The organism is Rothia sp. HMSC069C01, from assembly GCF_001814655.1.
GTDB classification, from domain to species: domain Bacteria; phylum Actinomycetota; class Actinomycetes; order Actinomycetales; family Micrococcaceae; genus Rothia; species Rothia dentocariosa.
Genome location: NZ_KV817396.1, coordinates 58,280 through 80,327 on the forward strand (window position 1 = coordinate 58,280; position 22,048 = coordinate 80,327).

General features: G+C 54.3%; 20 protein-coding genes. 15 read left to right on the forward strand and 5 right to left on the reverse strand.

The features are described 5' to 3' along the window. Positions 1-2 precede the first annotated feature (2 nt). From HMPREF2981_RS05875 to HMPREF2981_RS05915, 9 genes are all read left to right on the forward strand, one after another. Entirely contained in the window at positions 3-1,475 is a 1,473-nt protein-coding gene (locus tag HMPREF2981_RS05875; protein WP_070661617.1) for a hypothetical protein, read from the forward strand. Between the two features lie 350 nt (positions 1,476-1,825). Next, positions 1,826-2,689, forward strand: coding sequence for a hypothetical protein (locus tag HMPREF2981_RS05880; protein WP_070661620.1), 864 nt, complete (start codon positions 1,826-1,828; stop codon positions 2,687-2,689). Positions 2,690-2,873: 184 nt separating this feature from the next. After that, positions 2,874-3,617, forward strand: a complete 744-nt coding sequence (locus HMPREF2981_RS05885) for a response regulator transcription factor (RefSeq protein WP_004005894.1) — start codon at positions 2,874-2,876, stop codon at positions 3,615-3,617. Positions 3,618-3,702: 85 nt separating this feature from the next. Continuing rightward, positions 3,703-5,268, forward strand: coding sequence for a sensor histidine kinase (locus tag HMPREF2981_RS05890; RefSeq protein WP_070449358.1), 1,566 nt, complete (start codon positions 3,703-3,705; stop codon positions 5,266-5,268). A 128-nt stretch (positions 5,269-5,396) separates the two neighbouring features. Continuing rightward, positions 5,397-6,050 (forward strand): TetR/AcrR family transcriptional regulator, encoded by a 654-nt coding sequence (locus tag HMPREF2981_RS05895; RefSeq protein ID WP_070661624.1) that lies wholly within the window; start codon positions 5,397-5,399, stop codon positions 6,048-6,050. A gap of 58 nt (positions 6,051-6,108) precedes the next feature. Continuing rightward, a complete protein-coding gene (locus HMPREF2981_RS05900) occupies positions 6,109-8,859 on the forward strand; it encodes an MMPL family transporter (RefSeq protein WP_238382439.1) in 2,751 nt (916 codons plus the stop codon). Between the two features lie 230 nt (positions 8,860-9,089). Continuing rightward, a complete protein-coding gene (locus HMPREF2981_RS05905; RefSeq protein ID WP_070661627.1) occupies positions 9,090-9,548 on the forward strand; it encodes a fluoride efflux transporter FluC in 459 nt (152 codons plus the stop codon). After that, positions 9,536-9,985, forward strand: coding sequence for a fluoride efflux transporter FluC (locus HMPREF2981_RS05910; protein ID WP_238382438.1), 450 nt, complete (start codon positions 9,536-9,538; stop codon positions 9,983-9,985). Before HMPREF2981_RS05905 ends, HMPREF2981_RS05910 begins: the two co-directional genes overlap by 13 nt. Positions 9,986-10,168: 183 nt before the next feature. Next, the gene (locus HMPREF2981_RS05915) at positions 10,169-10,792 is read left to right on the forward strand and encodes a VanZ family protein (protein ID WP_244864838.1); all 624 of its coding nucleotides are present in this window, start codon (positions 10,169-10,171) and stop codon (positions 10,790-10,792) included. Between the two features lie 155 nt (positions 10,793-10,947). On the opposite strand, the gene HMPREF2981_RS05920 is transcribed toward HMPREF2981_RS05915, so the two are convergent. Then, positions 10,948-11,916 (reverse strand): MIP/aquaporin family protein, encoded by a 969-nt coding sequence (locus HMPREF2981_RS05920; protein WP_070449352.1) that lies wholly within the window; start codon positions 11,914-11,916, stop codon positions 10,948-10,950. 350 nt (positions 11,917-12,266) lie between these two features. On the opposite strand from HMPREF2981_RS05920, the gene HMPREF2981_RS05925 reads away from it, so the two are divergent. Next, positions 12,267-12,521 carry a hexameric tyrosine-coordinated heme protein gene (locus HMPREF2981_RS05925; RefSeq protein ID WP_172884782.1) on the forward strand — a complete coding sequence of 85 codons (255 nt, stop codon included), beginning with the start codon at positions 12,267-12,269 and terminating at the stop codon, positions 12,519-12,521. A gap of 182 nt (positions 12,522-12,703) precedes the next feature. Next, on the forward strand, positions 12,704-13,936 hold the full coding sequence (locus HMPREF2981_RS05930; protein WP_246825344.1) for an MFS transporter: 1,233 nt from the start codon (positions 12,704-12,706) through the stop codon (positions 13,934-13,936). 101 nt (positions 13,937-14,037) lie between these two features. On the opposite strand, the gene HMPREF2981_RS05935 is transcribed toward HMPREF2981_RS05930, so the two are convergent. From HMPREF2981_RS05935 to HMPREF2981_RS05950, 4 genes are all read right to left on the reverse strand, one after another. Then, a complete protein-coding gene (locus HMPREF2981_RS05935) occupies positions 14,038-14,541 on the reverse strand; it encodes a HEPN domain-containing protein (protein ID WP_083313864.1) in 504 nt (167 codons plus the stop codon). Further along, positions 14,534-15,127 carry a helix-turn-helix domain-containing protein gene (locus tag HMPREF2981_RS05940; protein WP_070661749.1) on the reverse strand — a complete coding sequence of 198 codons (594 nt, stop codon included), beginning with the start codon at positions 15,125-15,127 and terminating at the stop codon, positions 14,534-14,536. Before HMPREF2981_RS05940 ends, HMPREF2981_RS05935 begins: the two co-directional genes overlap by 8 nt. Before the next feature lie 149 nt (positions 15,128-15,276). After that, positions 15,277-16,551 carry an acetylornithine deacetylase gene (gene argE / locus HMPREF2981_RS05945; RefSeq protein WP_083313865.1) on the reverse strand — a complete coding sequence of 425 codons (1,275 nt, stop codon included), beginning with the start codon at positions 16,549-16,551 and terminating at the stop codon, positions 15,277-15,279. A 209-nt stretch (positions 16,552-16,760) separates the two neighbouring features. Then, the gene (locus HMPREF2981_RS05950) at positions 16,761-17,285 is read right to left on the reverse strand and encodes a flavin reductase family protein (RefSeq protein WP_004005883.1); all 525 of its coding nucleotides are present in this window, start codon (positions 17,283-17,285) and stop codon (positions 16,761-16,763) included. 534 nt (positions 17,286-17,819) lie between these two features. Here HMPREF2981_RS05950 and HMPREF2981_RS05960 point away from each other — a divergent pair. The 4 genes from HMPREF2981_RS05960 to HMPREF2981_RS05975 all read left to right on the forward strand — a co-directional run bounded on the left by HMPREF2981_RS05960 (position 17,820) and on the right by HMPREF2981_RS05975 (position 22,048). Next, the gene (locus HMPREF2981_RS05960; RefSeq protein WP_070661632.1) at positions 17,820-19,874 is read left to right on the forward strand and encodes a DUF6541 family protein; all 2,055 of its coding nucleotides are present in this window, start codon (positions 17,820-17,822) and stop codon (positions 19,872-19,874) included. A 153-nt stretch (positions 19,875-20,027) separates the two neighbouring features. Then, positions 20,028-20,774 (forward strand): glycosyltransferase family 2 protein, encoded by a 747-nt coding sequence (locus HMPREF2981_RS05965; RefSeq protein ID WP_070661635.1) that lies wholly within the window; start codon positions 20,028-20,030, stop codon positions 20,772-20,774. After that, positions 20,764-21,183 carry a DUF2304 domain-containing protein gene (locus tag HMPREF2981_RS05970; protein ID WP_004005880.1) on the forward strand — a complete coding sequence of 140 codons (420 nt, stop codon included), beginning with the start codon at positions 20,764-20,766 and terminating at the stop codon, positions 21,181-21,183. Before HMPREF2981_RS05965 ends, HMPREF2981_RS05970 begins: the two co-directional genes overlap by 11 nt. After that, the gene (locus tag HMPREF2981_RS05975) at positions 21,173-22,048 is read left to right on the forward strand and encodes a glycosyltransferase family 2 protein (protein WP_070661638.1); all 876 of its coding nucleotides are present in this window, start codon (positions 21,173-21,175) and stop codon (positions 22,046-22,048) included. The genes HMPREF2981_RS05970 and HMPREF2981_RS05975 overlap by 11 nt, the downstream gene beginning before the upstream one ends.

Consider the following 22,048-nt stretch of genomic DNA (forward strand, 5'->3'; position numbering starts at 1 on the left):
CGATGAAAATCACTAAGTTCACCCGCATTGTCGTTCCTCTTTCCACCGGATGCGCCCTCATGCTCGCGCTCAGCGCCTGTATGACTGTGGAACGAGCCAACCCGGGTAAATCTGAGGGATCTTCCCCTGTCTCCTCTACATCTTCCTCTGCATCATCTTCTGCCCCACCCGAGTCTTCTTCCGCTTCCCCCACGACGAACCCAACAGAGGAGAAACAGAAGAATGAAGAACAGAGTCATGAGAAACAGATTGTGGGGCTTACTGACGATAATAAGGCTGGTAAACCCCGCCCGCGCGCTGAACAGAAGTCTCAGAGCTCGTTAGGAAAGAATGTAAAACTCAAGGACGACGGTTCGTGGACTGTTGAAGAAGGCAGCGGCCAGGATAAATTATCAGTTGTAGTTAATGTCGATGGTACATTCCATGTGAAGCGTGGAACGGGGTCTGACATATATCACGAAATGACGATTAACGCAGATGGATCTTGGGAGAGGGTTGAAAAAGTTTCTTCTTCACAGACAAAAACTCGCGTTAATGCTGACGGTACGTGGAGTGTCGAGCGTAAGAGCGATTCGTCTTCCCCAGACAATGTTGAGGCACATGCTGATGGCACGTGGAAGTCTAGCGGATACTCGAATAATAAGGTCATCACGGGAAACCCTGACGGTACAGCCGTGGAAAAGAATACAGAAACCGGGGAGGAAAAATCTATCACACGTGGGGCGCAGAGTGGGGTTACAACTCCTAGGGAATACATGAATAGTATGTACGATATGGGGTTATATATTCCTCAAAATGGTGTTATTCCCCTGAAACCGCGTACGGCTCTGCCTTTGGGAATGCCTGTTAAAGAGGCTGTTCCTGGAACCGATGAGTATAAGCATGCTACCGCCGAACTTGAGGGCATACTCCTGACGGATGAGAATAAAGCGGGCAAGCCCCGACCACGTTCAGAAAAAGACCCCTTCTTCGGTATGGCTAAGGTCAATCCGGATGGTTCGTGGAGCTGGGAATCGCGCGATGGAGACACGACAATACATGTTGCAGCAGACGGCACGTGGACGCAGAAAGATTCTGATAACTCCGGTAATTATGATAAAACTACTGTGTTGTATGCTGACGGCTCATGGGAAATCAAAAATAATACACGCAGCGACGGGGAAGATATTATTCACGTAAACCCTGATGGAAGTTGGCAGAGAAAAGACCGGGACCGAACAGAAGAAGTAAAATCTGATGGCACGTGGCGCACTCAGAGCACCTATGAAACCGTATACAGCACCCCGGACGGCAAAGTATATCGGGAATCGTCATCACGTAAGAGCGAGGTATCTTCGGTAGATAAAGAACGGTATATTTACGTTCCTCCTCAACCAGATTTACTGATTGGTGGAGGTGATGGTCCCGGCGGGGGAGGGGTCATTCCGCTGACCCCGCGTCAGCCCCTGCAGCCCGGTCAGCAGGCTGTGTCTTAACGGAAATTGTTTGTGAAGAAGGTAGAGGGTGGCGCATCCAGATTTTATGGCTGGATGCGCCACCCTTTTGCGCGCATCATCAAGGGCTCGGAGTTAAATAATATTTGCCTGAAGGTTAAATAATGATTCTGCACCCTTCAAAAAATTCCCCGGAATATAAGGGTAAAAGCGGGTATTGGGTTAAATAATGGTTTGCAGTCTGTTAAATAATGGGCGCTAGAAAGTGTTCGTAGAAGGGTACCTGCGTTTGGTTCCTATGACCGGCAGAAGCGTGTCTTCGGTGGCGAAGATCTGAGACAGGGTATATTTGATCCTGTAACTTCCCTCATAGTCACCGATAAGGACTTTTAATGCATAGACTTTCTGTATTTTCTTTGGGCACTGCTCTGGTTTTTGCCCTGGGTGCGTGTTCATCAGGAACCGCATCTTCATCCAATAATTCCTCGACCCAAAGCTCGCATGCTGCGGCGTCATCCTCCGGCTCGAACGCATCGTCTGCTGGGCAGCAGATTGAAGTATCTGAACTCTTGGAGCACCCGGAAAAGGCGCGGGGTCTTGATTTTATGCGGGACGTTAAGTTTCCAATCACCTGCCCGAGCCACGAATCCGGCAAAAACCCGGATCTTGAAGAACTCAAGAAAAAGGGTATCAGCGAAAAAGAGATAGCGCTGACTGACGATAACAAAGCAGGTAAGCCCCGCCCCAGATCCACCGAATCTGTGGACAGCAAAGATAAGAAATGGACCACTATCAACGAATCCGATGGGTCATGGATCTACGATAAGCGCGGCGATGAACATGGGGAAGTCAAAGCTGATGGAACCTGGACCATGAAAACAAAGAGCCACAGCGCAGAACTGCATGCTGACGGTTCCTGGCAGGAAATCACCGAAGCTAATTACGGGTATGGAACCCGACAAGAAACATACGTTAACACGGACGGCACCTATCGGTATATTAAAGACCGGGAAGTAAAAGTCATGACCTGCTCTAACGGCTCATGGATTGAAATATTTCCCCAAGAGATACGGGTGGGAGACCGGGATAAAGAAATACTCACCGAGATCACTGATCGAGGAGAGATTCGGGATGAAGACTTCTCGGATGCCCAAACAGCCACGCCATCCCGCGTTAACGGATATGGCTCTCCCGGCGGCGGCGGTGTTGTGCCGCTTCAGCCTCGTACAGTAGTCCCAAGCGGTATTCGCCTCTAAATAATTCCTCATAATGTGGGTGACGTGGACTAATGCGCGTCACCCACTTTTTGTGAACATCCTTGTATTGACGGGTTAGGAATACTGTGTTCAGGCTGTGTACGGGGCATGTATATTTTATGTTCTGCTCGAAAAGCAGCCGCTAAACCTACACGGGCGTTTAAATACCGCTACCCTTAACACTATGAGCAGCAAAGCAACCGAAATCGCTAAAAACCTGCCGACCCTCGAACATCCGGACGGCAGCCCTATTCGTGCCCTAGTGGTCGATGATGAGGAAATGCTCAAAGAACTCGTCAGCATGGGCCTGAAGATGATCGGGTGGGAGGTGCAGTCGGCTGGTGATGGACCCGCAGCCTTAGCTATTGCCCGCGATTGGCGCCCTGATGTGCTGGTGCTTGATATTATGATGCCCGGTTTCGACGGTCTGGAACTGTTGGACCGCATCCGGAAGTTTTACCCTGAAGTACCTTGCCTTTTCTTGACCGCGAAAGATTCGGTGGATAACCGCATCGAAGGGCTTGCCGCTGGTGCCGACGATTATGTGACCAAGCCGTTTTCGATGGAAGAGGTTATGATTCGTCTGCACAGGCTGGTGCAGCGTTCGGGTGTTGCCGCTATTGACGACGCCGAACTCGTTGTGGGGGATCTAGTGCTCAACCAAGATACCCGTGAAGTTACCCGTGGCGGTGAACCTATCGCTCTCACGGCAACCCAATTCGACCTGCTGCGGTATCTGATGGAAAATGCGAAGCGCGTGGTCTCTAAAAGCCAGATTTTGGATAATGTCTGGAATTACGATTTTGGTGGTCAGGCGAATATTGTGGAACTTTATATTTCGTATCTACGGAAGAAAATTGATGTGGGTCGTGAACCTATGATCCATACGGTACGCGGTGCTGGCTATGTAATTCGACCGGCAGTTTAAGCCCCTGATTGTGTAAAGCACCTAGTCAAGGTGTATATATTCTTATATTCCGATTTAGTAATATATCCTGGAAGGGGTGAAGTCTGTGACCATTGTGGAAGCTCCCAGTGTTCCCGAGACACAGCCCCCACAGGGTAGTCGAAAAAAACGGGATAAAACCGCTATACGCCCAATGCCGCATCTGCGCAGGCGACTTATTCTTATCCTTGTTTCGGCTCTAGGAATCGCCTGTTTTATCACCAGCGTTTCAACCTATGCCACGCTACAGAACTCTTTGCGATCACAAATCGGCAGTACCCTCAAAGAAACTGCGAATCGCGCCGCCAATCCCAATAATTCTCCCAGCGGCCACGGTTTTGAATGCCTCGATAAATCTAATCCGAAAAACCCCCTCTATACGCCAGGTCAGGGTGCCGGAACCATTAACCTTTGTGTTGATCATCAGGGTGGTTACAAATTCTCGGGGTATTTGAGTGCTGACGGGAGTATCAAGGAGCTCAGCGATAAAGACCGCGAGACTCTTAACTCTCTTCGGAACACCGTAAATCAAGAGAGTCAGCTTACCGAAGTGAACCTTGACGTTGGTAAATACATGGTGAAGGTTTCCTCACCGGGGCCTTCTTCAGACGCGCTTATCACCGGTGTGCCGCTGGGGGCAATGTATCAGACCCTTACCATGCTCTCTATCACAATGGGTATTGGATCGGTTGCCGTGATGATCGGTACCGGATTTTTGGGTTCGTTCATAATTCGCAGAACAATGAAGCCTCTAGAGCGTGTCTCCGGTGTGGCGACCGAGGTGGCGCGCCTCAATCTGGAATCTGACACTATTGCTCCCGAAGTGCGTGTGACCCCCAAGGACGCGAATCCCCGCACCGAAGTGGGGTCTGTGGGGTATGCGCTCAATCAACTTCTTGATAACGTGAGTTCAGCTCTTGACGTGCGTGAACGTACCGAAAAGCAGATACGTGCCTTCATTGCGGATGCATCCCACGAGTTGCGCACCCCGCTGGCCGCCATTAAGGGCTACTCCGATATGCTGCGGTGGACGGAACCTCTTGCCGATGGCGGGCAGTCCTCGCTTGCACGCATCGATTCGCAGACCGAACGAATGTCGCGTCTCGTGGAAGATCTGCTGTTGCTGGCGCGCTTGGATGAAGGGCGTGAACCGAAATTTGAGAACATCGACCTAACCGAGCTGCTTGTCGAGAGCGTTTCGGATATGCAGGCGGCGGCACGCGACCATATCTGGCGCATGGATGTGCCGGATGAACCGGTTGAGATGATCGCGGACCGCTCGCAGATTCAGCAGGTTATTTTGAATCTACTCTCTAATGCGCGCAAACATACGGACGAGGGTACGACCGTTATTGCCGGGCTGCGGGTATCTGCGGATCGGCGTGAAGCGCTTATGACCATTGTGGATAACGGTCCCGGAATTGACCCAGAGTTTGCGCCCAAGATTTTTGACCGATTCGCGCGGGCAGACAAGGCGCGTTCGGGCTCTGACGGGACGACCGGCCTCGGGTTGGCAATCGTGCAGGCGATCGTGCAGGCACACGGCGGGCTGATTTCTGTGCGAAGCCGTCCCGGACGAACCGAATTTTCGGTACGTCTTCCGCTTATGCGGCAGGGGGTTTCGGTCTCATAGACCGCTTGGCTCGGGGATTTCTGGCGAGCAGAGACTTTTTAAACAATATGCACTGAGTGCAGAAATATGGTTGAGCTCACACAAAAAATAGTTGCACTTGGTGCAATATTGCACTTAGTGTAATAACTGTGTGTATTGCCCAAAAGATTGTAGATAAACGCTCCGCGCGTAAAGCCGAGAACCGCATCGCCATTATGGATGCGGCAGAAAAACTCGTGCTCGCAGGCGGTCTTAAGGCGCTCACGGCGGATGCGCTCGCCAAGGAATCCGGTGTATCCAGGCGTACCATCTTCAACCATTTTTCCTCGGTTGAAGCCGCCGTCGTTGAGCGCCTGAACGAGTACCTGCGCCGTATTTTTGAGGTCATCCCCGACTTTTGCACCCCCAGAGGAGCGCATCCCGAGCGGGATATGCTCAACGGCGTGCGTGCCGCATTCACCACCGAACGCCTTGCCGAGCACGTAGAACCCCACGCTCGGCTGCTGTTCGCCCTTCACGACTACGCTCTCGATAATAAGTTCAATGAGTACAGCTCAACCTCCTATTTGAACTCCATTGAGATGGTTATTGACAAGCTATGGCAGGAGCGGCAGGACATACCGCGGATGCGCATCGCAATCTTCGGGAACCTCATTGCTTCCGCCATCTGCGAGGGAATCGCGACCTCCTTCTACGACGCCGAAGGCAACCCGCAGCCGCCCGAAAATGCCGAAAAAATGCGGGAAAACATAGAACACTGCCTTGACTATGTCGAAGAGCTAATCGACGGCAAATACACATAGGCGCGGTAAATACGCGCACCATACTCAACCGATACAGAGACATTTGAGGAGAACCATAGTGGCTAAGTGGCTATATTCCATAGGTAGCTTTGCCGCACGCAGGGCGTGGGCGGTTATTGCTATCTGGGTGCTTGTTATTGCCAGTGTTGCCGGTAGCTATAGCGCATTCCACGGACAGCTGAAGACCACCTTCACGATGCCCGGAACCGAAACCCAGCGTCTTACCGACGAACTCTCCACTCGGTACCCCGATGCCAACCGCGGTAACGGGCAGATTGTTGTAAAGACGGATAACGGGTCCGCAATCACCGAAGAACAGAAACAGGCTTTCATAACCACGCTGAACAGCCTCAAGGATGAGAATTCAGCCGTTGATGCCGTCAGCGACCCTTTTGCTACCGAACAGCAGATAGCCGACGGTAAAAAACAGCTCGAAGAAAGCAAACCTCAGCTCGACGCCGCACCGCAGCGCATCGAGGACGGTAAGAAACAGCTTGAAGAAGCCGGTAAACAGCTTAAAGACGGTAAAGAGCAGCTGGATGCTGCACAAAAACAACTTGACGAAGCCCGCGAACAAGCCAAAGCGGCTGGCGCTTTAGAGTCTATGCGCGAACAGCTCGGCTCCCAACAGGGACAGTTGGATGGGCAACGCGCCAAGTTGGAAGAGTCTCAGAAAGAATATGACGCTAAGTCTGCTGAACTTGCCGATGCTGAGAAGAAACTCCCCGAACAGCAGTCGGAATACGCCCGCAAATCTGCGCTTTTGGAGCTGACAAGCGACTACCGAACGGTTTCTGAAGATAATTCGACCGCAATCGCCGGGGTTTTCTTCAAGACAAAGAGTGCAGAAACCCCTCAGGCTGATAAAGAAAAGCTCATGGAACACTTCAAGAGTGCTGATCTGAAGGGTTTGAAGGTCTATTTTGACCAGAATATCGCCGAATCTCCCAATGTGGGTATGGGTATTGGTGAGGTTATCGGTATTGTGGTGGCACTCATTACGCTTATCGTTATGCTCGGCACTCTTATTGCCGCCGGGCTGCCTATCATCATGGCGCTTGTGGGCGTGGCGATAGGTATTCTGGGAACCCTGTCGTTCTCATCCCTCGTCGATATGAGCTCAACCACCTATATGCTGGGCATGATGCTTGGTCTTGCGGTGGGCATCGACTATTCACTGTTCATTCTCAACAGGCACCGGTCTAACCTGATGGACGGTATGCCGCTGCGGAAATCTATCGCGGTCGCTAACGGCACCAGTGGGAACGCGGTTCTCTTCGCCGGAACAACTGTGATTATCGCTTTGCTTGCCCTGAACGTGACAGGTATTCCCTTCCTGGGATACATGGGCGATGCGGCGGCACTGTGCGTATTCGTGGCCGTGTTGATTTCGGTAACCCTGACCCCCGCTATGCTCTCGCTGATCGGCCGCAGGGTCATGTCGAAGAAAACGTGGGCATCTATCGATACTCCCGAGAAGATCGCCGCGCATCACGCCGAGCAGGAAAAGCGTGAGGCTACCCCGCACGGTTGGCTGCGCATCGTGCTCGCTAAACCTGTGGTGACCATTCTGCTCTGTGTGGCTGCACTGGGTGCTATCGCTATTCCCATGGGTCAGATGCGCATGGGTCTTCCCTCGGCAGAAAGCTCGCAGGTGGAAAGCACCGAGTACCAGGCCTACCAGATTGTTAAAGACAAGTTTGGTGAAGGCATGAGCGGTCCTGTGGTTGCAGTGGCACACACCCCTGCAGGCATGAGCGATGCGCAGGCCGAGCAGGCACAGCTCGATATCGCCCATGCGGTTGAGGAGAAAGACCCCGACAACGTAAAAACCGTAGTTCCCATCGGACAAACTGATGATCACACCCTGCAGATTTTCCAGGTGATCCCCAAACATGGGCCTAGCTCGGTTGAAACCGTGAACCTGGTTGAGAAGCTGCGGCAGGTTGATGTTAACGTGCAGGGTACCGATGTGCGCCTGGGTGTGACCGGTCTGACCGGCGGCAATATCGACGTCTCCAATACATTGGCGCAGAAACTGCCGCTGTATTTGGCGGTCGTCATGGGTCTGTCATTTATCGTGCTGATTCTGGTGTTCCGTTCAATTCTGGTGCCGCTGGTTGCTTCAATCGGGTTCCTCTTCTCGATTCTGGCAAGCTTCGGTGCCGTGGTTGCGGTTTACCAGATGGGCTTCATGGGTACCATCTTCGGGGTGCACGATCCCGGTCCGATCCTGGCGTTCCTACCCACCCTGATGATTGGTATCCTCTTCGGCCTGGCGATGGACTATCAGGTGTTCCTGGTCTCTGGCATGCGCGAGGCATATGTGCACGGTAAGGATGCGAAAACCGCCGTCGTCGCCGGGTACAACCATGCGGTGCGTGTGGTGGTTGCCGCGATGATCATCATGATTTCGGTGTTCGGCGGGTTCATCTTCGCCGAATCCGCAATGATTCGCCCCATCGGCTTCGGCCTGGCCTTCGGCGTGCTGGTTGATGCTTTCGTGGTTCGCATGACTATCACCCCCGCGGTTTTGACCCTGCTGGGCGATAAAGCATGGTGGATGCCGAAGTGGCTCGATAAGCTCGTTCCGAATATGGACGTGGAAGGCGCGACCCTTCTGGAAGAGCTGGACCACAAAGACTCGGATAAATCCGACGATGGTGATGAAGGGTCTAGCGAATCTGAAGCATCCGGCGAGTCCGAAGAGAAAGAAACCAAAGCACAGGAATCTGAAGCAGCACAGGAGTCCGCGGCGAAAAAAGTAGCCGAGGTCGAGATTCCCTGGGCGAAGAAGAAAACTGAATAAGCGCTGATATAGCATACCGCGCGAGCAGGTCGTATTGTGCCGAGCAGGTAGGAAAATTCTACCTTGTCGGAGCAAAAAAGACCTGCTCGCGCCTTTTAGGTGATGAGCGGCAGGCTACACAAAACACGCTTATTAACGTCTTTGTACTTCCGTGGTCTAAGGTGAAAGTAGGGGATCGCCGCGAGAACACGAGTTCTCACCCCGAGCGCATCGAAGGGGCGCACCGTACGATGGCAGAAAGACGAACGCTCGCCGCATACTTGAACCGCATACCCGCGCCGCTGCTGGTTTTCTTAGGAGGAGGCATAGGCGCCTTCTGCCGCATCCACACACCCGGTGGCGTGCTTGCTGCGAACCTGATCGGATCCTTCACCCTGGGGCTTCTGACCGCGCTGTGGGCATCGCGCACTCGCATGCACGGCGAGGATGCTGTACGCCCGTTCCGCTTCCTGTTCGGTGCCGGAATGATGGGCGGGTACACCACCTACTCGTCCATCGCGGCGGTGACAGCGCAGGCGGTATTCATTCATTACACGGTGCACGGGTGGTACGTTCTGCTCAGCCTTGCCGTGCTCTTTATCGGCGGTCTAGCGGCCGCAGCATCAGGTCTTTTCATGGGTGGAAAAATCGCCGCCCGCTGGGAGGCACGCCGTGCCAGTGCTCAGGAGGACTCATCATGTTCTCACTAACGGTCTTTCTGCTCGGCGGTTTAGGGGCAATGACCCGGTATTTTCTCGACGTCAAAATGTCGCCCCGGCTGCGCACCGAACGCTCTATTATCAGCCCCGTATTCGTGATTAACCTGGTGGGGTCATTCCTCTACGGGCTGCTGATTATGCCGGTCGCTAACCCGAATGCGCTCGATATTCACTACGGCGCCTCCGGATCCGTCATCTTCTGGTGTACCGCCATCACCACCGGTCTGCTCGGCGGGTTCACCACCTTCTCCACCGCGATGGTCGAAGCGCTTACGGCACGCCGCGAAGGCAAACGGGCCAAATTCCTGATGCTCTGGCTCGTGCAGGTTATCGGGGCAGTTCTCGCGGCGCTCGCGGGCACGCTCTGCTTCGTCCTGTTGCTGGGGGACGATGTAGCCCCCATCATCCCTATCGATATTTTCTTCTAACCCGGCTAGGTAGGGTCTACAGGGTGCATCCGTGTGGGGTGCAGCACAAGTGAGGGGCGCATTCGGCGGCGTGTGAAGCTCCGGTTCTTGGATGTTGCCCCAATAGCTTTACACTGTTGGTAGGCGAGTTTTTACCACTCACGGCTTGCCTATGACGCTGTACATTATTGACGAGGAATGTGGATGAGGAAACTACTATCGGAGCAGATGGGGACGGTTAGTCTTGAAATCATCTGCGCTACCCTCGCTCTTTTTGCCCTCGGTTTTCTTCTGATGAGAACGCGCGCTCGCCGCGCGGGATCGTCGCTGACAGCCCGGCACTATATCATCACCGGCATATTTTCACTATTCTTGGCGGTGGTTTTGGTTCTGACCCTCACCCCCATCGGGGTGGATGATGGAAAATGCCACTCAGAGCTATACTATCCACGCCTCTATGCTGGCTGGAGCTGGATTCAAGCATTCCAGATGCTGCAAACCCCGGGAACCGGCGGCGCGACCTCGCGGGCATTCGCCCAACTCTTCTTTAACATCGGCCTGTTTATTCCTATAGGGCTGTTTACTGCCGGATGCCTGCGCTGGGGTCTGCGTGCCTCAGCCTTGGCAGGTTTCGGACTGTCTCTCTTCATCGAACTGAGCCAGTTGAGCGGCAACTGGGGCCTGGTGCCCTGCGCATACCGCACTTTCGACGTGGACGATATTATCAACAACACCGTCGGCGCCTTGATCGGTGCGCTCCTTGTGCTTGTGTGGCGTCGGATCCGCCGTCGGATGCGCTACCGCCACCTGCCGGATCATATCGGGTAAGGGTGCATCGAGAATCTGGGAGTGAAAAGTTGCAGTTGCTGAGGGACGTTATTCCGAGCGTGCGAGGCACCTAATAACGTTCCGAAGCTGACGAGGTAACGAGTCAGAAGGACACGTTCCCGCTGCAACTTTTCGCTCCCAAACTTAACCTGAGCCTACTGCTGATAGGTTCGCTTCTCGATAATCGGGATGGATCCGGTAGCGGTGTAGGTTGCCGCAGCCCTCGCCGCCGTCGCCTGGGTGTCTTCGCCTTGGGGAATCACCTCGGCACTGGGTGCGCGGTACAGGTGGCTATTTGCCCAATACGCAAACCCTAAAAGCGCGATGGCGCATGCCGACGAGATGACAACCCAGAGAGTGAACTCACTCTCGTAATAGAGTTTGAAGAACGCTCCTCCCATAAAACCGCCCACAAGCGGGGCAAAGACGGGAACCCACGAATAGAACCAGCGTGAGGTTCCTTTATTGTGAATGGGCAGCAGGGCGTGCATAATGCGCGGCCCCAGATCGCGCGCCGGGTTCAGGGCGTACCCGGTCTGCCCGCCTAGCCCGACCACGAGCACAGCTACCATGAAGCCGAAGGCGAGGGGTTTGAGCACATCGTTGAGGTTCAGGGAGAGTTCCACTCCGCCGGTAGTAATCGTGGGCTTGAAGTTCACGCCGGTGTACAGAGCCGAGAAGACGAGCATGAACGTACCGATAATTTCAGAGAGCGCGTTCGTGAAATAATTGTGAATGGCGGGAACTGTGGAGAATACGCCGAGCTTAATTTTCTGATCGGCGGTGGCCTTCCAATGCGGCAGGTAGTTCAGGTACACCAGCCCCGCGCCAGCCATGGCTCCAAGAAGCTGGGCGATCACATACCCGGGGACTTTAGCCCAATCAAATTCGCCAAAAGCCGCCAACCCTACCGAGACCGCGGGGTTCAGGTGCCCGCCGGAATACGGGTGTGAGGCGTAGACACCGAAGGCTACGGCAAAACCCCAGCCGAAGGCGATAGTGAAGAAGTTGTCGCCGTGCCCTTTGGAGCGTCGCAGCTCGACGGTGGCGATGGCGCCGCATCCGATAGTGCACATGATGAGTGTACCTAGGAATTCGGCGAGGTAGGGGCTGATGGTGTGCACGGAACCCTCCGCTTGTGTTTATGTTGGAATATTTGGTTTTATATGTGTTTCTATAAGACGTGATGAAGCTTGAAATAGCAATACTTTGGGATAAAGTAACCCAAAGACATAAGCGGTATTCGTGGGTTTGTGTGGAAAAGTGGGGCGTACATCACGTGTGACAGTTCAGGGTTTGGAGGCTCATTGCGCGTGTTTAAGCGGCACGGATGTTGATGCGGATATGCTTGCCGATGCGGTGCTGGCTATAAGGGGTGGCTTAACCCGAGCATCAGGGGAAACTTGCTTGAGGGTGCCCGGGGCAGTTCATTATGGTGGCGTTGAAGGAGTATATGCAGATTGGAGTATTTACCATGAGTCAGCGACTTCCGGCAGAAGAACTACAGGGTATTCCCGGCGGTACTCTCATCACCGAAACCCCCGAAGAAGGGCGGCAGTTGGCGATGCTCATCGCGCGGCACACCATCCACCAGATTCAACCTAACCCGGATGCTCTCAAAGCGGGGCGCCCGGAATACGCGGTAGACCCGGACTCGCTGACAGCTGCGGCGCAGGTGGTAGCCATCGAGTTCCAGACCATCGCAGCGGCCAACAACTACTGGCGCTAACCCTCACCTGGATTTACCCGATAAAAAGTGCCTTTATGTGAATAAAGCGGGTTTTTAACGCTTTATTCACATAAAGGTACTTTTTATGCGGGATGCTGGAGAATAGAAAATAAGGATGCACGGCACATGGGATCCTCTTCCATATTCGCGTCCTGACTAGCTATAAAAATCAGGAGAAACAGGTGAGCACCACATATACCGCACGTCGGATTGTCTGGTCGAGCAAATCCCTAATACCCATGGCGCTCGCCATGATTGCCGCCGGATTTGAATTCTATGTGCCGGTCAGCGCGTTCTTCCTGGAAAGCCGTGGGTTATCGCTCACCGATATTTTCATGCTGGAAAGTATTTTGGTCGCTAGTATTTTGGTGGCTGAAATTCCTGCCGGGGTTATTGGCGACCGTTTCGACCGCCGGAGACTCGTAGGTGCCGGTTTTGTGTTCAACGCGATTGCTGAGATTCTTTTTGCCACTGGCACAAATTTCTCCATTTATGCTCTTTCATTTGTGATGAGTGGGCTGAGTATTGCCATGCTTACGGGGGTGCAAGACGCCTATATTTATGATTCCCTTGGCGATGATGCTGATGCGAAAGCGGTTGGCGCGTGGGGGCATCTTAGCGCCCTGATGCTCACCGCGGGGGTAACAGGTTCCGTGGTGGGTTCTGCGTTGGGGGCCGTCGATATTTCACTGCCCGCTCTGTTATCGGCGGCAATGGCCGTAGTTGCGGCAGTTTGTGTGGCGTTTTTGCCGCAGCAGAACCCGAAAACTCACGATAAACACCCTGAAACTTCGTGGATTTCGCTAAAAATAGGTGTGAAACTACTTTTTACCTCACCGCTTCTGCTATACGTTGCGGTAGGTTCGAGCGCATCCTTTGCACTTTTCAACGCGGTGTACACGCTGAACCAGCCGCTTTTTGCCGCACAAGATGTTCCTATTGCAACATGGGGCGTGATCGCTGGTGCCGGTCAGCTCCTTGCGGCAGGGTATAACTATGCGGCAGGGCGTATCGAGAAGCGGGTGGGGCGCAAAACCGCGCTTCTGCTGGCCATGGGGTATGGTGCCGCGGGCTTCTGCCTGATGGCGGTGCCGCATGTCCTTGCCGTGGTATCGGGGTTCTTACTCGTGGTGGTGGGTATTCACGCGCGCGGGCCGATCACCTCTGCTGTAACCAATAAACTGATTCCTGCACATCGCCGCGCCACAGTGCTGAACGTGGCAAGCTCTGTCGGGAGCCTCGTGGGTATTGTGGTGAACCCGCTCGTAGGTCTGGGTGCGGAAGCGAGCACGCGCCTCACCGTGCTGGCGATCGGCGGGGTGTTGCTGGCACTAACCCTCACCTGGATTCCAATTGCTAACCGTTATTTGGAAGCAGATGAGGATGCTGACATGTCGGAAGCCCACGTTTCGTAGGCTATTGCGCATGCGGCGAAATAACCCGCGAAATGCACAATAACTCGCCGGATACATAATTCCTCGTCTATATCTGGGTCGGGCTTAATCCAATAGAAGCTCTACCCTACAAAAGCACCCAGCTGCGGAATAAACTTCTTCATCTGAGCCACAATATACCGCGCATCTTCCAGAGCTTCTTCGGCTTCATCCGAAGATACGGGTTCATAATCTACATCTGGGTATTCGACTTCATGCCGAGTGCGGCGCAGGCGGGAAAAAATTTTGCTCACCATATCGTGCGGACCGCGCTGGGCACGCAATGCGTCTCCTACGACCACATGTCCTCCACGAGTTGTAGGGCGTAACCCCTGCACTGCAAGCGCTGCGGTCAAAGCCAATCGGGATGCATCATAGAGCAGGGTGTATGCGCCTTCCGGATCAGTCTCAACGAGCATGTGTGCCGTCGCAAGGTGTTTATCTGCACGGTTTATCAAAGCTTTGGCATGTTCGGGGTTTACCTCAACATGCTCTAGCTCTCCTCTGCCCAGAAGCTCAGTAACTTTCTCACGCCCAGTTGTCCACGAGTTTTTCATAGGCTTAGCCGGTTTTGGCCTTTCAGTCATCGTTATCTCCTAAATCGCCGAAAAGCGGGGTTATGGGGCGCGAACGCACGGTTTTTACGAAAGGATCATCCGAATTCCAGCCTTCACGAGAGAGTTTTTTGACGTTGATTTCTAGACCGAGACGCTGCTCAACATCATCAATAGCCTCGTAAAGAGCATGTCGTGATGGAGTGCCGATAGCGAGCACATCAAGGTCGTGGGGAACTTGCCCGGGCTCTCCACTGCGGCGCTTGGCCCACGAGCCGTAAATTGCCGCAGCTTCAAGACGCGGAACCTGTGCTAAAGCCTCACGAAGCGCCGGGACGGGACCGTAGGTAACATACATAAGCTGCTGCAACGCTTGCCCAACTGGGGTATGCACAAGCGCATTGACGAGGCGACTTTTGCCAACCTGGCGAGACTCTAATAGCCCTGCGTTCTCAAGTCGGCTCAGTTCCCGCGAGACGGTAGCCTGCGATGCATTCGTAAGAGCCGCAATTTCGGAAACCGTGTACTGCCGTTCGGGATGCAGAAAAAGAAGTGCAGTCACCTCACCTTGCAGGTTGCTGCGCAGCAGGGGCAGTAGCGTGGGTGCAGACGTTTTCATAACATGAATTATAACAATCATTTTATGAAAATGTCCTAGGTGGGTGCGCCTCACGCAGACTTTCTATTCGGTGAGTTATTGTGCATTTCGCGGGTTATTAAGTCGCCGCATGCGCAATAACTCGCCAGGTAGAAAAGCGGGGGATGATCCTACTGCGAGGCCCACCTCAGGATTGCCTCAAAGAAGCGCTCGCATTCGCGAAGCTGTTCCAGCTCAATCCATTCATTGGCGGAGTGCGCTTGGGCGATATCGCCGGGGCCGCATACCACGCTCTCAATACCCGCGCGCTGGAATTGCCCCGCCTCCGTACCGTAGGTGACTTTTTCGGGGGCCTCGTTCGTGCCTAAAAGCTCGTTCATGAGGGCTATGATGGGGGCGTCGTCTGCCGTTCCCAGGCCGGGCACGGCGGCAAGAAGCTCATGTTTGATCTGAACACGCTCCTGCAAAACCCCCGAATGTGCGCCGGAAAGCTCCTCTGCCTTCTGAGCACGCGCCTTCAAATTCGGCAGGATCTTGTCGAAAAGCTCATCCTCAATCAACTCCACCACAGACTCGGTGGTCATTGAGGGGAGCGTGCGCAGATCGTACTCAAGCTCGGCGTATTCTGCCACAATATTGTATTGCAGCCCGCCGCGCACAAAATTCACGCCGCCGGTCGCATAGGGAACCATGAATGCATCGTCAAAAGGCCCCTCAGACTGCCACGTGTCGGCGAGGCGAGAGAAGAAAGTAATGAACTCGCCAGCGGCATTGACCGCGCTCACGCCGTGCGGCGCCAACGATGCGTGCTTCGCCGTGCCGGTGATCTCCACGCGACCACGATGCGCCCCCTTATGCGCAGAAATCACGCGCATACTCGACGGCTCACCCACGATCGCGAACTGAGGTCTGATATTGCGGTTCACAACATCTTTAAGCATGGTGGGGGCGCCCACGCACCCGATTTCCTCGTCGTAGGAGAACGCGAAATGCAGCGGAACCCTCAGCTGCGCCCGTGCGACCTGCGGCAAAAGCCACAGTGCCACACCCAGGAAGCCTTTCATATCGCATACGCCACGCCCGTAGGCGCGCGAACCCTCAACCCGCAGCGTGAACGGATCGGAATCCCAGGTTTGCCCCTCGACCGGAACCACATCGGTGTGACCGGAAATCACGATGCCGCCCTCAGTCGAACCATCAGCAGCGGGCACGGTAACCCACAGGTTCGCGCGAGTCTGATCCGCGTTATAAGTGCGCTGCCCGGTGTACCCGTAGCGCGCGAATTCCGCCTCGATAAGCTCGATAACGCCCAGATTTGAGGTGCCTGAAATGCTGGGAATGGCAACTAGGCGGCACATCCACTCCAAGGACTGAGGCTCTATAGGGATGTCGGATACTGTGCCGCCGGCGTGCGCTGCGCTCTGGGCGGGGTCCTCGGTGCTCACGGATTCTCCTTCGATGCTGTGGCTCTGTGTGGGGTTATGTGGCTTACGTTCTCTTAATACCTTAGCGCGTCTGCCGCCTCTATGGACCTGTGAATTGGCTTTCATGCATAGTAAAAAGGCTCTTGGGAGTGAATTAAAGCGGGTTTTCTAACTCTTTAATTCACTCCCAAAAGCCTTGATGCAGCCATATGATGCAGTCTGCGGCAGATTCAGATGGCGTAGTCTACGTTGGAATGCTTTCCGAGCGCATGGAATGAACGCGAATGATAAACCAGGGGAGTGCCGCCCAAATCGTGACGAATAAACTCCTCGACCCTGGCGGTGAATACGAGAGCGGGGCCAGCCTCCACACGGCTGAGCGGGGTGGCACGCAGCACACGCCGCACCCCATGCACGAGCGGCTCGCCGCTGGAGAGGAACTCCCATGAAGACTTATCCGCAAAACGAGGGTAGCCGTGGGTGGCAAAATTCTTGGCGAGCTGCACATTCTCGGCATCAAGCATGTGGATGAGGAATGAGGGAGCGGCCGCGATCTTACCGGCAGATCCGCTGTCTGCCTTGAGGGAGAACGCTACAATCGCGGGTTCGGCGGCGACCGAGGTGAGTGAGGACGCGGTAAAACCCGCAGGTTCGCCAGCATCATCGGTGGCGGTAATAACGGCAACTCCGGCAGGATGATGCCCGAATGCTTGTTTGAAAAGCTCTGATGTTTCTGATTCTAGAGGCTCAGCCATAGTTAAGACCTTTCTCATACTGCACCGCCAGTGAATGTGGGGCAAACTATCTTTAGAGTAAAACGCCGCCGCCCCCAGCACACGTTTATTGCTCAATATTTCTCTGACAGGGCTTTTATGACGGGAACCAAGCAACATTACGTAATAAAACCTGGGATTTTGGCAGGTTTCTGTGTCGAATGCGTCCACAGTACAACAGGTGGAGGCTCCATGACCGAAAGCAAACCTGCTCCGGAATTTGTGATGCAGCAGGTTCCGGTATTTGAAACGCACAAAGACCATCGAGTTCCGGGGATAACCGCGCAAAACATTCGGAAAGGCTCTCTCAGCGAATCGTATGCCGCTGATACCTCGCGGAAACCTATGAATCGCCACACAGACATACACAAAAAGGTGTGAAAAATTGTACTCAGGCGTATTGCCACTACTATGGAAACTAAAGGTTTACATCGCAACACATATAAAACGTACACAAGCAGCATACGGCACACTTGAGCCCGCCACGGCAAAACATAGTCACAAGGAGATAACCGCATGGAAACGACCTGGGCTTCGCTCACTATCCCGTTGATAGTGGGTGCTCTGATAATCCTTATTCCGGGTCTTATCGTTGCTTTGGCTATGCGGCAGCGCGGCGTGGAAGCGTTAGGTCTTGCCGCCCCTATTTCCGTGGGTATATTTGGGGTGAGCGCGATTTTTGCCTCCAAAGTGGGAGTGCGTTTTTCATTCCTGATTCCGCTCGCTTTCGCGGTTATTCTCGCCGGTCTGGGGTATTTGATCTGTCGTCTGCTTGGCAGTCGAGGCTGGCTGGATTTTCCCGCCCCACAGAAACGGCGCGATCAGCAGGAAAACACCGCAATTGTGCGTTCTGGCTGGTTTACCCCGCAGACTCTTGCGGCGGGGCTTAGCGTTCTCGTCGGCTTTATCTTGCTGTACATCAGCATTGCCCGCGCTATCGGACGCCCCGAATACATTTCGCAAACCTATGACGTAAACTTTCACCTCAACGCCATTCGCTATATGGCAGATACAGGCGATGCTTCCTCGCTGACCATCGCAAATATGACCTCGGGCGGGGAAGCACCAACTTTCTATCCCGCCGTTTGGCACGGTATTGCCACGGTTATCTACCAGGTAACGGGCATAAGCGTACCCGCTACCGCAAACCTTATGAGCGTGTTGGTGGGGGCGGTAATCTGGCCGCTGTCGGTCATGTATTTGGTGCGTTCCACGATGCGCGCCAGCATTCCGGCCCTGCTCAGCGTGGGCGTTGTTTCGGCATCGTTTACGGCGTTCCCCATGCTGCTCATCAACTTCGGTGTGCTCTACCCCAATAGCCTGGGTCTTGCGCTTCTTCCCACCGTGCTGGGGCTGTTCGCCCAGCTTCTGCGCACGGTACAGGTGCGCCGCATCGAGACGGTTCCGGCGCTGTACATGGGCTTTTTCATGGCGCTAGGGCTCGCACTGGCGCATCCTAACGTCTTGATGACCATGCTCGCGCTCGCTCTGCCTATTATTTTGGTGCGTGCGGTGCTTCAGATTCGTGCGGCGTGGCGCGGCGAACTCAAACCGCTTGTTTGCGTTATACAGTTAGTTCTCTTGGCGATATACCCGATTACCCTAAATATCCTGTGGGGTATCGTTCGTCCGCCTCGCGAGGCGGGCGGCTGGGAACCCACACAATGGGACAGCACGGCCGTGGGTGAAGCTCTTCTGAACGGTCAAATGAGTAATGGTTTGCTCTGGACCGTTTCCGTGCTTGCTTTGATGGGCGCGTACTATCTGCTGCGTACCCGAAGCATCGGCGTTTGGCTGCTGCTCAGCTGGGTGTATGTGATGTACTTCTATGTTGCCGCCCGGTGGATGGTCTGGGACGACGGGCGCGACTGGGTTTTGGGCGTGTGGTACCACGATCCGTTCCGCCTGGCCGCGAATGTGCCAATTCTGGCGGCTCCGATGGCCGTTGTTGGCGTGCACGCCGCGTATCAGTGGCTTAAAGCGGTGATTGCGGTTCTGGGCGAGCGCATCGCACCACTTAAAGAACACGGCGGAATTATATCCTTGGCGCTGGCAGTTATTCTCTTGATTCCGCTGGGTATCAACCTGCAGACAGATCCTAATATCCAGGGTTATATTAAGGGCACCCAGGAACGGTATCTTCCCAAGTCAGACGCCTTGCTCCTCTCGACCGATGAACGTGACGTGATTGAGCATCTGCATGATTACGTGCCAACTGGAGAGACCGTAATTGTGCAGCCCTGGACCGGCAGCGCAGTGACGTATGCGCTCACCGGATATAAGGTGACGGCTGCGCATCCTCTGTACACGGCTACCCCCGATGCCCGCGAGATCTATCAGCACCTCAATGAGGCCGCCGATAACCCTGCCGTATGCTCTGCGGTGCAAAATTCAAAGGCATACTACTACCTGGACTTTAAGGGACGGGAGATTAACGAAGAGATTCGTGGAGATCACCATTCCCAGTACCCCGGTCTGGAAAATCTGCAGCAGAAAGGTGTTGCAGAGCCTGTGTACTCCAAGGGCGAGGCAACTCTTTACCGCATTACGGCTTGTGGCACCCCTCAGTAATGAGCGGTATTCCCTGTTGAGCTCGGCGGAGTAGACATACACGGGGGTAGCGGCGGCTGTCACGAGTGTTTCAGTGCTCTCTGCCTTTGACTGATAGACTGAGTACAGTCATAACACGTGTATTCCAGTATCACCGAGAGGAATCCCCTACGCATGAGTTCAGAGAGTTCGCAGCCGACGCCGCGCACACTCGTCATTATGCCTGCGTGGAATGAGGAAGAGGTTATCGGTAACACCATCACTGAGCTCTTACAGAGGGTTCCCGAGGTAGACCTGGTTGTGGTGAATGATGGCTCCACGGATCATACTTCAGAAATCGCGCGCAGAGCCGGTGCTTTTGTGATCGATCTGCCCTACAACATGGGGGTAGGGGCGGCAATGCGCACCGGGTATAAATATGCTCGCCGAGCCGACTACGATTATGCGATGCAGGTGGATTCCGACGGTCAACATGATCCTATGTGCATTCCAGATTTGATTGCGCACGCGCAGGACTGGGATATTGTTATTGGCTCCCGATTTGCGGGCTCGGGCGACTACAACGTATCTGGCCCTCGGAAATGGGCGATGAACCTGCTTTCACACCTTTTCACCCGCGCCGCGAAAACCCCTTTCACCGATGTGACGAGCGGATTCAAAATCGCCAACCGCAGAGGTATCAAGTTCTACTGTAAATTCCTGCCCGCCGAGTATTTAGGCGATACCATCGACGTTACCGCTATGGCTATTCGACAGGGTCTGCGTGTGAAGCAGACCCCCGTGAGAATGCGCGAGCGTCAAGGCGGAACCCCTTCCTCCGGTCCGGTGAAATCGGCGGTTTATCTTGTTCGTTCACTCTTTGCCTACTGGATTTCGATGAACCGTAAAAAGACTGATAGGAAGGATCAGCATGAGCGCTAGTATATTCTTCCTTATCGTTGCGCTGTGTATTTGTACGCTCGTTATTATTCAGGTGCGCAACCTGAAGATGAAAGAAAAATACGCGGCCCTGTGGCTGGGCGTCGGTGCTGCCATTATTGTGCTGGGAATATTCCCCGGACTGCTGGACGGTATTACCGAATTTGTGGGTTTAACGCTGCCGGTTAACCTGCTCTTCCTGCTCTCTATCGTGCTGTTGATGTCCGTATGCCTGCACCTCACCTTAGAGGTCTCTAGGCTTTCGGAGAAGACGCGCATCCTTGCCGAAGAAGTTGCTATCTTGCGGGCGCTTCACGAGCAGCCCGGTGGTGCGCCAGCGCATCGCACCCCGCAAGATCCCGATCAAGACCCCCAAGACTCAACCTCTGGAGCTGAACACGATGACCGTTGATATCCTCTTCCCCTACTACGGCGATGTTTCAATGATGAAGCAGGCTGTGCTCTCTATCGTGCGGCAGACCAACCCCGACTGGCGCCTGATTGTAGTGGATGACGGCTACCCGGACGAGTCTATCCCCGGCTGGTTTGCCTCGCTGAACGATGAGCGCATCACCTATATGCGCAACGAAACGAATCTGGGCGCAAACGCCAACTACCGTAAGTGTCTGACCTTCGTAGAGAACGACCTTGTAACCGTTATGGGCGCGGATGACGTGATGCTCCCCAACTATGTGCAGTGGCTGGTAGATTCCGCCGCCGCCCACCCAGAAGCCAGTATTTTCCAGCCCGGTGTGGTGGTTATTGATGAGAATAATGCGCTGTCTAACACCCTTGTGGAGCGTACGAAAGAACACTACCGTCCTGCGGCAGAGGCTGTTCTTCAGGGTGAAGAACTCGCGGTTTCTCTGCTGCGTGGCGCCTGGTTCTATTTCCCCTCGCTCGGTTGGCGTGCTGAGGCTATTGTAGATACCGGATTCCGTGAAGGTCTTAACGTTATCCAAGACATGGCGCTTATCCTCGACATTACGATGCGCGGCGGCGCCCTCTACTACGATCCGCAGGTAGCCTTCATGTACCGGCGTCACGGCGGTTCCGATTCGTCATGGCGTGCCCTGGAAGGCACCCGCTTTGAAGAGGAACGCGGCTACTACAAGACGATGGCCGCAGAGATGGACGAGCTCGGGTGGAAGAAGGCAGCGCGGGTGGCGCGCATCCGCTTTTCATCCCGTGCTCACGCGCTGACGCTGCTTCCGAAGGCGGCCCTGGCGAAGAAATGGCAGGGTGTGAAGAACCTTGCCATTCATGTGGTGAAGTAA